The organism is Actinomadura harenae (genome assembly GCF_003696215.1).
Classification (GTDB): Bacteria; Actinomycetota; Actinomycetes; order Streptosporangiales; family Streptosporangiaceae; genus Spirillospora; species Spirillospora harenae.
The window spans coordinates 171,988-185,294 of sequence record NZ_RFFG01000003.1 but is presented as its reverse complement, the minus strand read 5'-3'; the positions used below and the strand labels follow the sequence as shown (position 1 = coordinate 185,294).

Annotated in this window: 11 protein-coding genes, 1 tRNA gene and 1 pseudogene; 6 read left to right on the top strand and 7 right to left on the bottom strand. The window is 71.4% G+C overall.

The genetic code is table 11. The features are described from left to right. Positions 1-3: 3 nt before the first annotated feature. Entirely contained in the window at positions 4-708 is a 705-nt protein-coding gene (locus tag EBO15_RS03015) for a peptidylprolyl isomerase (protein WP_122192720.1), read from the bottom strand. An 87-nt stretch (positions 709-795) separates the two neighbouring features. On the opposite strand from EBO15_RS03015, the gene EBO15_RS03010 reads away from it, so the two are divergent. Continuing rightward, positions 796-1,011 carry a DUF2277 domain-containing protein gene (locus EBO15_RS03010; RefSeq protein ID WP_122192719.1) on the top strand — a complete coding sequence of 72 codons (216 nt, stop codon included), beginning with the start codon at positions 796-798 and terminating at the stop codon, positions 1,009-1,011. 119 nt (positions 1,012-1,130) lie between these two features. Here the strand turns inward: EBO15_RS03010 and EBO15_RS03005 are convergent, their stop codons facing one another. Together EBO15_RS03005 and EBO15_RS03000 are read right to left on the bottom strand one after the other, a co-directional pair. After that, a complete protein-coding gene (locus EBO15_RS03005) occupies positions 1,131-2,159 on the bottom strand; it encodes an aspartate-semialdehyde dehydrogenase (protein ID WP_122192718.1) in 1,029 nt (342 codons plus the stop codon). 172 nt (positions 2,160-2,331) lie between these two features. Next, on the bottom strand, positions 2,332-3,486 hold the full coding sequence (locus EBO15_RS03000) for an acyl-CoA dehydrogenase family protein (RefSeq protein WP_122192717.1): 1,155 nt from the start codon (positions 3,484-3,486) through the stop codon (positions 2,332-2,334). A 165-nt stretch (positions 3,487-3,651) separates the two neighbouring features. Here EBO15_RS03000 and EBO15_RS02995 point away from each other — a divergent pair, with 165 nt between their 5' ends. Continuing rightward, on the top strand, positions 3,652-3,966 hold the full coding sequence (locus tag EBO15_RS02995; protein ID WP_122192716.1) for a PspC domain-containing protein: 315 nt from the start codon (positions 3,652-3,654) through the stop codon (positions 3,964-3,966). A 13-nt stretch (positions 3,967-3,979) separates the two neighbouring features. On the opposite strand, the gene EBO15_RS02990 is transcribed toward EBO15_RS02995, so the two are convergent. Together EBO15_RS02990 and EBO15_RS02985 are read right to left on the bottom strand one after the other, a co-directional pair. Beyond that, on the bottom strand, positions 3,980-5,644 hold the full coding sequence (locus tag EBO15_RS02990) for an MFS transporter (protein WP_233615891.1): 1,665 nt from the start codon (positions 5,642-5,644) through the stop codon (positions 3,980-3,982). Between the two features lie 149 nt (positions 5,645-5,793). After that, a complete protein-coding gene (locus tag EBO15_RS02985; RefSeq protein ID WP_122192715.1) occupies positions 5,794-6,135 on the bottom strand; it encodes a metallopeptidase family protein in 342 nt (113 codons plus the stop codon). A gap of 10 nt (positions 6,136-6,145) precedes the next feature. On the opposite strand from EBO15_RS02985, the gene EBO15_RS46705 reads away from it, so the two are divergent. The 4 genes from EBO15_RS46705 to EBO15_RS02965 all read left to right on the top strand — a co-directional run bounded on the left by EBO15_RS46705 (position 6,146) and on the right by EBO15_RS02965 (position 10,950). Beyond that, positions 6,146-7,750, top strand: coding sequence for a metallophosphoesterase family protein (locus EBO15_RS46705; RefSeq protein WP_267898374.1), 1,605 nt, complete (start codon positions 6,146-6,148; stop codon positions 7,748-7,750). A 65-nt stretch (positions 7,751-7,815) separates the two neighbouring features. Then, positions 7,816-7,888 (top strand) — tRNA-Glu (locus tag EBO15_RS02975). Between the two features lie 792 nt (positions 7,889-8,680). Beyond that, positions 8,681-9,223, top strand: a complete 543-nt coding sequence (locus EBO15_RS02970; protein WP_122192713.1) for a hypothetical protein — start codon at positions 8,681-8,683, stop codon at positions 9,221-9,223. Positions 9,224-9,942: 719 nt separating this feature from the next. Beyond that, positions 9,943-10,950, top strand: coding sequence for a hypothetical protein (locus EBO15_RS02965; RefSeq protein WP_147481360.1), 1,008 nt, complete (start codon positions 9,943-9,945; stop codon positions 10,948-10,950). A 31-nt stretch (positions 10,951-10,981) separates the two neighbouring features. Here EBO15_RS02965 and EBO15_RS44015 read toward each other — a convergent pair whose 3' ends face one another. Further along, entirely contained in the window at positions 10,982-12,031 is a 1,050-nt protein-coding gene (locus EBO15_RS44015; protein ID WP_158628111.1) for a helix-turn-helix domain-containing protein, read from the bottom strand. Between the two features lie 711 nt (positions 12,032-12,742). Continuing rightward, a pseudogene (locus EBO15_RS02955) lies at positions 12,743-13,057 on the bottom strand (transposase family protein); the annotation flags it as partial. Between the last annotated feature and the right edge of the window lie 250 nt (positions 13,058-13,307).

The following is a 13,307-nucleotide window of genomic DNA, read 5'->3' as shown; positions in this document are numbered from 1 at the left end:
GGATCAGCCGTGCGCGGTCACGCGGATGATCTTCACGGGGTGCTTGGGCAGGCCGTCGAGCGGGCCGGACTGCGGGATGATGCCGCCCGCGGCGATCTCGTCGAGGACCTTCATCCCCTTGGTGACCTTCCCGAGCACCGTGAACGCGGCCGGGATGTTCGCGTGCGTGTGGACGATGAAGAACTGGCTGCCGTTGGTGTTCGGCCCCCAGTTGCCCATCGCGACGGTGCCGCGCGGGTAGGTCTCCTTGCCGGTCAGCTCGTCGTCGAACTTGTAGCCCGGCCCGCCCTCCTCGGCGCGGTAGATGTCGCCGCACTGCAGGACGCCGAGGCGCTCCGAGTTCGTCAGCCGCCAGCACTGCGTGTGGTTGTAGAACTTCTGCTTGGTGAGGCTGGCGAAGTTCTCCACCGCGCAGGGCGCGTTCCGCCGGTCCATGCTGATCCGGACCTCACCGTGGTTGGTGACGATCCGGACGTCCACGGTGCCGTGCGCGCGGACCGTCGCCTTCGGCGCGTGGACGGGCTTGGCGGCCGGGTTGTCGGGCGTCGGGGTGAAGACGCAGTGAGCGGTCCGCGCGTGGGAGGCGGGCGCCTTGGAGGCGGGCGCCTTGGCCGGGGTCGCGGCGTGGGCGGCGGACGGAAGAAGGACGGCCGCCCCGGCCAGGGCGGTGGAGGCGGTCAGGACGGGCAGGATGCGCTGCGTTCTCATGCGCCCAACCTAAAGATCGTTTAGGTCTCCGGGCTTCGGCAAAAACCCACGAAAGCGAATGTCAGAGGCGTGAGCGACCATGGAGGTATGTGCCGCAGCATCAAGACGCTCCGCCCGCCGTACGCCGAGGACGTCACCGAGGACGACGTCCACGCCGCCGCGCTCCAGTTCGTCCGGAAGATCTCGGGATTCCGGGCGCCCGCCGCGCACAACGCCGAGGCGTTCGACCGCGCCGTCGAGGAGATCACCCGCGCCAGCGCCGCCCTGCTCGACTCCCTGGAGGTCCGCGGCGCCAAGGCCTGACCGGCCCGCCGGAGCGGCGCGCCAGCCCGACATCGGCCCTCAGGCGCACGCGGACCCTCCGGGACGGGGGCCGGGTCGTGCCCGGCCGCCCGGCCCCCGTCCCAGGACGCCCCTGGGGCCTATTCGGCGAGCTCGGCGGCGACCAGCTCGGCGATCTGGACGGCGTTGAGCGCCGCGCCCTTGCGCAGGTTGTCGCCCGCGGCGAACAGCGCGAGGCCGTTCTCCACGGTCTCGTCGCGGCGGATGCGCCCGACGAAGGTCGGGTCCTGCCCGGCGGCCTGCAGCGGCGTCGGGACGTCGCTGAGCACGACGCCCGGCGCGTCCGCGAGCAGCCCGGCGGCCCGCTCCGGGCTGATCGGACGGTCGAACCGCGCGTTGATCTGCAGCGAGTGCCCGGTGAACACCGGCACCCGCACACAGGTCCCCGAGACCTTCAGCCCGGGGATGCCGAGGATCTTGCGGCTCTCGTTGCGGAGCTTCTGCTCCTCGTCGGTCTCGGCCAGGCCGTCGTCCACGATCGAGCCCGCCATCGGCAGCACGTTGAACGCGATCGGCCGGACGTACACGTTCGGCTCCGGGAACGCGGCGGCCGAGCCGTCATGGGTGAGGGCGTCCGCGCCCTCGACGACCTTCAGGGCCTGCTGGTGCAGCTCGTCCACGCCGGCCAGACCGCTGCCGGACACCGCCTGGTAGGTGGCGACGACCAGCGCGGACAGCCCGGCCTCCTCGTGCAGCGGGCGAAGCACGGGCATCGCGGCCATGGTGGTGCAGTTCGGGTTCGCGATGATCCCCTTGGGCCGGACGCGGGCCGCCCCGGGGTTCACCTCGGAGACGACGAGCGGGACGTCCGGGTCCATCCGCCACCCGGACGAGTTGTCGATCACGACCGCGCCCGCGTCGGCGACCTTCGGCGCGAGCGCCAGCGAGGTGGTCTTCCCAGCCGAGAAGATCACGATGTCCAGGCCGCGGTAGTCGGCGGTCGCGGCGTCCTCGACGGTGATCTCCCCGTCGCCCCATGGAAGCGTGCGTCCGGCCGACCGCGCCGAGGCGAACAGGCGGAGCTCGTCCACGGGGACGTTCCGCTCGGCCAGGATCCTGCGCAAGACCCCGCCGACCTGTCCGGTGGCACCGACGATCCCGATTCTCATGCCGCTCCCTACGTTCATGCCTTGACCTGGGGCAATCGAGTCTGCCCAGCCCGGGCGCGGGCCGTCCAGCGAGTTACCCTTCAGCACGACTTTAAGCTTTGCTACACGGTGATCGCGCTCACCCGAAAGATCAGGAGTCGTCCGGCCGTCCGCCGCGCCCCGGCCCGGGACGTCAGCGGAAGGCGTCCAGACCGGTGATCGCCTTCCCGAGGGTCAGCAGGTGCACCTCCTGCGTCCCCTCGTAGGTGAGCACCGACTCCAGGTTGTTCATGTGCCTGATCACCGGGTATTCGAGCGTGATCCCGTTCGCGCCGAGGATCGTCCGGGCCTCGCGGGCGACATCGATCGCGGCGCGGACGTTCGCGAGCTTCCCGAACGAGACCTGCTGCGGCGTGACCTTCCCCGCGTCCTTGGCACGGCCGATGTGCAGCGCGACCAGCCCGGCCCGCCCCAGCGCGACTTCCATCCAGGCCAGTTTCTCCTGCGTCAGCTGGAACGCCCCCAGGGGTTTGCCGAACTGCTCGCGCGTGCGCGCGTAGTCGACGGCCGCCTCGTAGCAGGCGCGTCCCGCGCCGACCGCGCCCCACAGGATCCCGTAGCGCGCCTCGGACAGGCAGCTCAGCGGCCCCTTCAGCCCGGTCACCCCCGGCAGGACGGCGTCCCCCGGCAGCCGCACCCCGTCCAGCACCAGCTCGGACGTCACGGACGCCCGGAGCGACATCTTCCGGTGGATGTCGGACGCGCCGAACCCGGGCGTCCCGGCCGGGACGACGAACCCGCGGATCCCTTCGTCCTCCACCCTGGCCCAGACGACCGCGACGTCCGCGACCGAGCCGTTGGTGATCCACATCTTCGTGCCGTCCAGGACCCAGTCGGATCCGTCCCGGCGCGCCCGGGTCCGCATGTCGCCGGGGTCGGAGCCGCGGTCGGGCTCGGTCAGGCCGAAGCAGCCGATCGCCTCACCGGACGCCATCCGGGGCAGCCACGCGGTCTTCTGCTCCTCCGAGCCGAACTTGTGGATCGCCGCCATCGCCAGCGAGCCCTGGACGGACACGAAGCTGCGCAGCCCCGAGTCGGCCGCCTCCAGCTCCCGGCACGCCACGCCGTACGCGACGGCACTCGCCCCGGCGCACCCGTACCCCTCCAGGTGCATTCCAAGGAGGCCGAGCCTTCCCAGCTCGGGGGCGAGATCGCGGGCGGGGAACACGCCGTCCTCGAACCACTCCGCCAGGTGCGGGGCGATCTTCTCCGCGACGAACGCGCGGACGGTGTCCCGGACCATCCGCTCCTCGCCGTCGAGACCGTCGTCCACGCGCAGCACGTCCATCCGGGCATCCCATCCGTCGGAGGCAGAACGACGCGGCCAGGGTACGACGGCCCGCTTCCCGGGCCCCTCCCCAGGGTCGGCGGCGCGCTTTTCGGGGATGCTCTCAGGGTCGGGTCAGGGCGAATCCCGATGCCGCCCGACGGCCTGGAGAGGGAAGATCTAAGTATGGAAACGCAGAACAGCACCAAGCAGCTCCGCCGGACCCGCGACGGCAAGATGATCGCCGGGGTGTGCTCCGGTGTCGGCCGCTACCTGGGCATCGACCCCAACCTGGTCCGTCTGGGCCTGGGCGTCTTCACCCTGTTCGGCGGCGCGGGCATCGCGCTGTACATCATCGCCTGGCTGGTCATGCCGGAGGACGGCGCCGAGTCCTCGGTCGCCGAGGACCTCTTCCAGAAGGCCAAGGAGTCCCCCACGGTCCAGGACGCGACGCAGAAGGCCAAGGACACCTTCGCGAACACCACCAAGCCCCGTCCGTGACGGCGCGCCCGCGTCAGGACGGCGAAGCGGACGGCCGGACGCCCCCGGCCCGTCCGCCCCTCGCCCCCTGCCCGGCCCCGCCTTCCGCCGCCGCCGCGCCTCCTCCGGCGTCCACGCCCCGCTGACCGAGCACGGATCCTCCGGCCTCCACGTCCTGCGGACCGAGCGCGGCCCCGTCGGCCCCCGCGTCCCGCCGAACGAGCGCGCCCTCCTCGGCCCCCGCGTCCGTCCGACCAAGCGCGGTCTCCTCGATCTCCGCCCGTGTGCCCGTCCCGGCGAACTCCTCGGGCACCGCGTGCGACCGGAGCCCCGCCGGGCTCTCCCGCGCCTCCCGAACGCCCTGCGGCTCGCGCTGAGGCTCGTCCCGCGCGCCGGCCTCCTGGACGTTCGCCACCTCACGGGGTTCGCCGACGCCGGGACGCTCCCGGGGCCCGTTGATCATCGAGCCGCGCAGCTGGTTCCAGGTGAGGGTGAGCATCGCGGCGACCGACAGGCCGAGGACGCCCGCGAGCGCGACGACGGTCTCCGGGCCGAGGTACTGCGCGGCGGCGCCTCCCGCCAGGATCCCCAGGCCCTGACCTGCGAGGATGCCCGACTGGGCGAGCCCGAACGCCTGCGCCCGGCCGTCCGGCGGGACGGCGGCGACGAACGCGGCGTTCGCGGCGAGCTGGTAGGCGCTGCCCACTCCGGACAGCGCGTAGATCGTCACCACGCCCCACAGCGGCGGATGCGCGCCCGCGACGATCAGCGGCGCGCAGGCCAGCATGGCCATCCAGCCCATCGACCGCAGCCGGTTCGTGGGCCGGACGAACCGGCTGAACGCGAACGCGCCGAACACCATCCCGGTCGGCATGGCCGACATCAGCAGCCCCACCGTCAGCGGGTTCCGGTCGAAGGTGGCGGCGTAGGGCGCGGCGATCCCCTCCGGCAGCACGTAGAACGCGCACAGCCAGGCGAACGACACCAGGGACCGCAGGACGGGGTCGCCGAACACCAGGCGCGCGCCGTCCCGCGTGCCGCGCCACAGGGCCCGCGACGCCCGTTCGTGTTCGCGTGGCGCGGGTCTCCGGCGCAGCCCCACCACCAGGATCAGCGCGGACACCGCGAACGTGACGGAGTCGATCCCGAGCGCCTGGTACGTGCCGACCACCGCAACGATCGCGCCGCCCGCGACGAACCCGAGCATCTGGGTCGCCTGGTGGGTGATGTTGTTGATGGCCGACCCGGCGACATACCTGTCCCCTTCCAGGACGTCCGGGAGCAGGGCGGCGCGCGCGGCGGTGAACGGCGCCCCGAGCAGGACGCTGAGGAAGACCAGCGCGCACAGCACCCAGAACGGCAGCGCCCGCAGCGCCATCAGCGCGACCAGAACCGTCCGCGCCACGTCGCACATGACCATGACCGTGCGGCGCGGGAACAGGTCGGCCAGCCCGGACAGGACGGGCCCGCCGACGATCGGCGGCAGGTACGTCAGCGCGTAGGTGAGGGCGGTGTAGAGCGCCGATCCGGTGCGCTGGAAGACCAGGACGGCCAGCGCCACCTGGGCGAGCTGGTCGCCGATGAACGACAGGGCCTGCGCCAGCCACAGCGCGCGGAACTCGCCCACCGCGAACACCTCGCGATAGGTGGCCTGCGCCTCCGGCGGCCGCCGGTGCCGACCGCTCTGCCGTCCAGCCACGCGCTCTCCACTCCGCTCTCCTCCTCCCATTAACTCACGCTGCGTGGCAGTTATGTGACCTACCGTGCCCAATTCATGGAACCCCTTGCCGCACCGGCGCCTTGACCGGCCCGTGATCTGCGCTTATCCGGCCCTGTGGCCGACCGGGGTCAGTAGCCGAGCTCGTGCAGCCGGGCGTCACCGATGCCGAAATGATGGGCGATCTCGTGCACCACGGTGATCCGGACCTCCTCGACCACCTGCTCGGCGGTCTCGCAGACGCGGAGGATCTGGTCGCGGTAGATCGAGATGTGGTCGGGCAGGACGCCCGCGTACCAGTCGCCGCGCTCGGTGAGGGGTACCCCCTGGTAGAGCCCGAGCAGGCCGCGCTGGGGCGCGACGTCCTCGACGACGATGACGACGTTGCGCATGTGCGCGGTCAGCTCGGCCGGGATGGAGTCGAGGGCCTCGGAGACCAGGTCCTCGAACGCCTCCCGCGACATCTCCATCACAATGCCCATTGTGCGCCACGAAGGAGGCCCCTTGCCGTCCCGGTCCCCGGCCGAACGCGTCCGCCCGGCCGTCACCGCCGTCCGCGCCGGGGTGGCGTCCCGCCTGGGGGCGCCCCGCGCGCGCCGCGCCGGACGCGTCCTGCTGGTCGTCCTCGTGGGCCTGTCCGGCGGCCTCGCGGGCCTGCTCCTCGGCGGACGCGTCGACACCCCGGTCGGCCCCACGGACGTCTCGCTCACCCTCCAGGCGACCTGGCACGGCGGGACGACCATCGCGATCCCGCCACTCGGTTCTCTCCACCTGGACACCCACTGGGGCCCGGTCGCGCTGCGCGCCCAGGTGACCCAGCTGCGCCTGGCCGCCGCCCGCGAGTTCATCGAGAGCTCCAACGTGTCCGACCGGCAGATGACCGACCGGATCGCCGGACAGCTCTGGCACGGCGTGTGGATCATGCTGCTCCGGGGCGTCCTGACCGCCCTGGGAGGCGCGTTCCTCGCCGGGCTGCTCGCCTTCCGCTCGTGGCGGCGCGCCCTCGCCGGGGCCGGCGCCGCGCTCGCGGGCATGCTCGCGGTCGCCCTGACCGCCTGGCTGTCCTTCAGCCCGGCGTCCCTCGCCGAACCCCGCTACACCGGCCTGCTCGCCAACGCCCCCCGCGTCGTCGGCGACGCCCGCAACCTCGTCGAGCGCTTCACCTCCTACCGGGCGCAGCTGGCCCGCCTCGTCGGCAACATGTCCCGGCTGTACGCGGCGACGTCCACCCTCCCGACGTACGAGCCCGACCCGTCCACGCTGCGGATCGTGCACGTCTCCGACATCCACCTGAACCCGGCCGCCTGGGACGTGATCCGCTCGGTCGCCGTCCAGTTCCAGGCCGACCTGATCATCGACAGCGGCGACCTCATGGACCACGGCACCCGCGCCGAGGACAAGTTCGCGAACGACATCTCGACCTTCCGCGTCCCCTACGTCTACGTCCGCGGCAACCACGACTCCCGCGGCACCCAGAAGGCCGTCGCCCGGCAGAAGAACGGCGTCGTCCTGGACAACACCACCCTCCAGATCGAGAACCTGAGCCTCTACGGCGTCGGCGACCCCCGCTACACCCCGGACAAATCCACCCGAGACGACCATGTCGGCGACGCCCAGCTCCACGCCGAGGGCCTCCGCCTGGCCGAGAGGCTCCGCGCCTCCGGCGCCCGCCCCGACATCGTGATCGCCCACGACCCCGCCGAGGGCTCCGCCTTCTCCGGCCTCGCCCCGCTCGTCCTCTCAGGCCACACCCACAAACGCGAGACCACCCTCCTCCCCACCGGCACCCGCCTCTTCGTCCAGGGCTCCACCGGCGGCGCGGGCCTGCGCGGCCTCGAACACGAGCAGCCCACCCCGATCGAACTCTCCGTCCTCTACTTCAGCCGCGCCACCCACCGCCTCCAGGGCTGGGACGACCTGCGCCTCGGCGGCCTCGGCCTCACCTCCGCCCAGATCGAGCGCCACCTCGAACCCAAGCCCGACCGCCCCATCAGCCCGCCCACCCCGTCCCCCGCCCCCACCCCCTCCTCCCCCTTCCCGTCCCTGCCCCCGTCCCAGTGGCCCACAACACCACCGTCCCGCCCATAACCGTTTGTGCGTCCCCCGACGTTGTCCCCTATGCTGGGCACAACGGTGGGCCCAGCCCGCCATAGGCCCCCTTCGTCTAGCGGCCTAGGACGCCGCCCTTTCAAGGCGGTAGCGCCGGTTCGAATCCGGTAGGGGGTACTCCCATAGGGGGAACGAACGTTCGCGCGCTCATTCCTCCTCCTTCCCGAGTTGATCGTTTCCGGTCCTCCTCTGGCGCGCCTGTGACTCCCAATGCCTCGATCTCCCGGACCGTCCGCGCCCGCAGGGTGACCTGGACGATCACCGCCGCCGCACCGACCCACGGAACTCGGAGTCCCCAGGGTCACCCTCCTCGAGCTGACCGATCAGGTTGTCGCGCCAGCGGCGCAGATCCTCACTCTCGGCGCGGCCGGCCCGCGGGTCTCGGCTGCGTGGATCCACATCTTGTCGGCGTGATCGTCGGCGAGCTTGCGGAGGATCTCTGAGTGCGTCAGCCACCGGTCGACCGACAGGCGCATGCCGTCGTGAGGTCGGGCTCCGAAATGGGCGGTCTGAAACTGCCGCTGAAGACGCTCACCATCACCGGAGGGGGCCGCGGCACCATCCCGGTGCCGCTGAGGCGCACGCGGTCAGGCGGCGGTCCGGGTGATGTTGGAGGAGGCCGGGATGCGCGTGCGGGTCGGCAACCGGCTACCGCGCGAAACGGGCGCTCCTCCTTCATGGCGAGAGACGTCACCGAGATGCTCGCCGTCCTGACCGTCAGAAAGTGGCGCACCTGTATCGCGGTGGAGGCCCGGTCCGACCTGCCAAGACACTTCTAATCAAAGATAATTGTCCGGATTGTTTGGATTGTTGTCCATAATGTTCGGATTGCTCAGATGGCTTCACAGTGGACAATTCGGTGGCTAGAAATCAGGGGTCAGCACAACCACAGAAAGGACGGTTCGACGAATGCGCAACACCCGACGCTTCCGGCTCCAGGCCGCGGCCGGAGCGGGAATCCTCGCTGGCCTGACAGGACCGATCGCGCTCACCGGCGCCGCCCAGGCCGCGCCCACCGCCAAGGGCGACTGCCAGGTCACCGAAATCACCCTCCACGGCAGCCGCCCGGCGACACACCGGTGCCTCCGCAAGGAGGGCACGGTGACTCCCAACGTCAGTGTCGTGAAGTGCGACAACAGTAGGCAGTTGGAACTGTTCTGGGACAGCCCGATCAGCGCGGGCGGTCCGGTTCTGTGCATTCTCGGCAAGGGCTGGCTCAACCTCGCCGACGGCGACCAGGCTGACGGACGTAACTGGAACGACAAGGCAAGCGCGTGGCGGGCCGGCTGCTCGAGCGGCCACTTCGACGAGAACGCCGGCTGGAGCCCCGGCAAGCAGCAGTACTTCGACGGCGGAGACGGGCCCTCCGCCCCGTCCGGCATCTTCGACGGGCAGCAGGACCACTTGGCCAACGACACGCTCACCGTCGTCACCCTCGAAAAGGACTGCTGAACGGCCTGGCACCCAGAACAGGCTGAGGGGTGACCGCCGTGGGTCGGGGCTTGTCAGAGGCCCCGACCCACAGCCTCCGGAATGTCGTCTGATGGGTGTGGTGCCTTTCGAGGGAGCGCGCCGATCAGGTGTGAGGTCATATTCGGCCTGGTGACTGGCGTGGTGGACGCGGTGATGCTCGCGTGCGGTGTGGTAGCGCCAGTAGTCGGGAAGTTTCCGTTGGCGATGATCGTGCGGAGTCTCAGGACCGCGGCGTGGCCGGTCAGTAGCGGACGCAGGCGTCGATCTGGCCTCGGTGGCGCGCCGGGAGCGTGGCGCCCTGGGTGTTGAAAGCGGCGATGACCTGGTCGGTGTCCGGCCAGCAGCGCCAAGGCGTGCGTGCGCGTCGCGTGCGGCCCGGGCCGCACCGTCCGGTCGCCGCGCCGACCGCAGGGAACGGCGATCACATCGTGTGGCCGGCGTGGTGCGGGTATTGCGTCATAGACCACCCCGAGGGTGGTCGTCCGTTTGCGGGCCGGTTCTTCTCCGGCGGCCAACCGGGGGCGGAAGGTGCGAGCGTGCTGGGGCACGCAGGTGCACGGGCACGGGGGCACGCGGCCCGGTCCGGGCCGGGGCTCATCGTCACGGACGGCTTCTCCATGTTCGGAATCGCCCGGTGAACGTCGTGGTCACGGGCGGGCCTGTTGTCAGCGGTTGTCCGGGACTGCCCGGACAACCGGATGAGCTGGCCGAATGGGCGGGCCACCGGGCCGAACAGCGGCCCGGACCCCTGTGGACTGGAGCCGCCCATGTACGACCGGCCCGCTCTTTCGGCCGCGCAGCCGGGTCGCCGCCTCATTCCCGAACATGTCCACGCCGCGGCGTTCCTCGCCTACACGCTGGCGGCGTCGATGTTCGGCTTCGCGGTCGCCGGAAGCGTGTCCACCTTCTCCGAACCGACGGGGCAGACCTTCGACGGGACGCCCTGTTACGGCACCACCAGTGACGGGATCTGCCAGAAGAACCCGTCGGCTGCGTCGGCGGGGATACTGCTCGCGTTGCTCCTGCTGGGCCTGTTCACCGCGGGCGCCGGGCTCGCGGTGCATCTGGGGATCCAGCGGGCTCGGGCCGCTCTGGTCGTCGTGGCCGCCCTGGGCGGGATCGGCGGTCTGCTGTTGCTCAACGCTCCCGGCGCCGGGACGAAGGTCACCGCGTTCATCTGCGCGGGCGCGTGCGTGGCGATGGCACGTCTGCCTTACGGGGTCGCGGGCGCACGGTACTTCGGTGGACACACTCAGACACGCGCGGAGGCACTGGACGCGATGGATCGCGCACGGCCGTCGACCGCACCGGGATCGGTGTGGCTGGCGGCGGCGTACTTCACTGTGCTGACCGCGATCGGCCTGTTCGGGAGCCTGGTAGCGCTGGCCCTCACACCCGTCGTCTTCCCCGCCGCCGCGGCGTGGGCCGCGCTCATGGGCTCGGTGGCGGTCGGGCTCGTCCGGGGCAGGCTGTGGGCTCGCGCGTACGCGATCACAGCGCTCGTCCTGGGGCTGGCCGGCGGAGTGGCGGTGCTGGTTCAGCTGTGGGATGTCGCCACGCCCCAGCACGAGCCGTTCGCCTCCAAGCCGCCGTCGGTCGCCGGCGGGGTCGTCCTCACCCTGGTCCTGATGACGGTGGACGCCCTGGTGTTGTGGTCGGTGGCGGGAGAGCGGCGGGCGGCCGACTTCTTCGCGCGGGGCGCCTGAGGCCCGTGACGCGGTCGGGAACGTGACGCGGTCAGGGACGTCCCAGGCACCCTGTGCGAGCGCTGCCGACTGCGTCCTGACCCGTCATCCGCACCGTGGCGCTGCCCGTCACGCAGCCGACGCCGACCAGCAGCAGGTTGGAGTACATGGAGTCGACGTGTCCCATCCGCCAGAGCGAGGAGGTGCCGTCGATCGGACGGTCCACCTGGACCGATACCGACGCCGCCGACGTCTCGTTCGGGTCGGGATTGAGCCCGGGTGTCGGGACGAACCTGGCCCACGCACCGGCGCACCTCACCGAGTAGATCAGATACACCGTCCCGACCTGCGTCCCGGCGGGCAGGACGCGGCGGTGCAGCCGTGCCGGACGGTCGAGCCTCACCGGGACGTTGTCACGCGGAAAGGAGTCCGTGGTGCATCCGGCGAACTTGGGATCGGTGCCGTCGTCGACCTGAGTGGACGCAAGGGTGGACGGCCCGGTCGCGGCGGCGGGCGCGGACGAGGTGGCGGGACGCAGCCACCAACCGCACGTTCCCGCGAGGACCGCGACGACGGCGGCGACCGCCGCGTGACGGACGATCACGGCGATCATCGGCGGTGTTCCCGCCGGACGGCCCGGAGGCGTCCCACCCGGCACGGACGCCGCCGTGCGCGCGGGAGGCCCGGGAGTCCCGTGCGTGGGTGGCGCCGCGTCCTCGGGGGACGCGGCGTCCTTGGCGGGCACCGAGGTTCCCGAGGCCGCCGTGTCGGCCGCTGCCACATCGATCGTGTCCGCCGGACCGGCGGTGTTCGTTGTGGACGGCGCGAGAAGTCCCTCGGCGACCTGGCGGTGCAGGTGCCAGCGGGCTTCCCATTCGGCGGGATCGCCCCCACAGGCGCGGACGAACGCCAGGGTCACCGCGAGGGTGGGCAGGCGTTCACCACGGGTCGCGTCCGACAGGACCGTGTGGGAGTAGTTCGCTCGCGCGGCGAGCACCCTGTAGGACGGGCTGCCCGCCTTCCGGCGCAGTTTCCGGAGCTCGTCCGCGAACGCGGGCACAGGTCCGGCGTCACGGTCCAGTGGCCGCTCGGGTCTGCCCACCGGTCGGCCTCCTGGGACGTACGCCTCTTCCTGAATGATCGCCCGCATTCAAGCCGCACACGGCCCTTCCGATCAACCGGTGGGAAGATACGGCGCGCACCCGTGGGAGAACGATGCCTTCCGAATCCTGGTTCGCGAAGAACCAAGGCGTTCGCCGGTCACTCAGCGGGATCGCCGGAGGCCGTTCTCGGGCGGAAGGGGACTCCTCCGCACATCTGGGTCGTGGGGCAGGGGCGGTGGAACCGGCGGCCAGGGCCGCCACGGGCGGCAGGCGGCAGATCGTCGGCGGTTGCCGCATCGAGCAGGCCCCCCGGCCGCACCACCAGGGCGACCGGCGCCCACTTCACCATCGCGTCCGGTCCGCAGGCCACAGCAGCGGACGCCACAGCTGGCGTGCGCCGACGCCGCGGCGTCGGCGCCGCGGCGTACGGGGCGCCGCCCAGCTCGACGCACGGCCACCGGTCGTGGGTCGGCACGGTATGCGCTCGCCAGTACCGCAACGCGGTACAGCACGGCGCGTGCACCTCAGTGCTCGGCTCGGTCTTCGGCCGCCGACCTCACCCACATCGGGCTCGCTCACCTTTTCTGGGGGGACATTGAAGCGGCCAGCTCGACTGCTAGAACCGGCCGCGTCCGGATGGGCCTGATCACCAGTTGGCTGCGGCCAGGCCGTGCTCTAACCGGCGGGCGCCCGCGCCTCCCGGGTTCCGTCGGGTGCGCTATGACCTGGAGGTTCATGCCGTGTCTGCGGTGTTTCCCGGAGTAGAACGGCCGGTCGGTGGCGGCGCGGTCGATCGGGATGAGCGTGCCGTCCAGCACCAGATAGAGCACCCCGTCGCGGGCGGCTTTGCGCAGGGCTTGGGCGAGTTTGGGTGAGCGGGCGGCCGGCAGTTGCACGGTCTCGTTGATGTAGCGCCACGCGGGGGATGTTGTCACTCCGAACCCGGCGCCCAGGTCGCCGAACGTCTCGCCCTTGCGAAGGCAGACCAGCACCATCAGCGCTTGGGCACTGGGCGGGAGTGCTCGGCCTCTGGTGGGGACGGTCGGGCATGGCCGTCCACCGGAACTCGCCGTGCCGCAGTGCGAGCTCGTATATGTGGCGGTAGGGGCCGTCGCGGCCACGAGCGCCACGAGGGTGACCGAGGCTGTCGTCGTGATGAGGATGAGTCTGTCGCCGCGGCGGGTCATCGGTCGGGCTCCGGGTCCTTGTTCCCCCTCTGACGGTTTCGGCGGGTGTCGGGGAGTGGGAAGGACGCCTCGATTCTGAGTTTGCGCT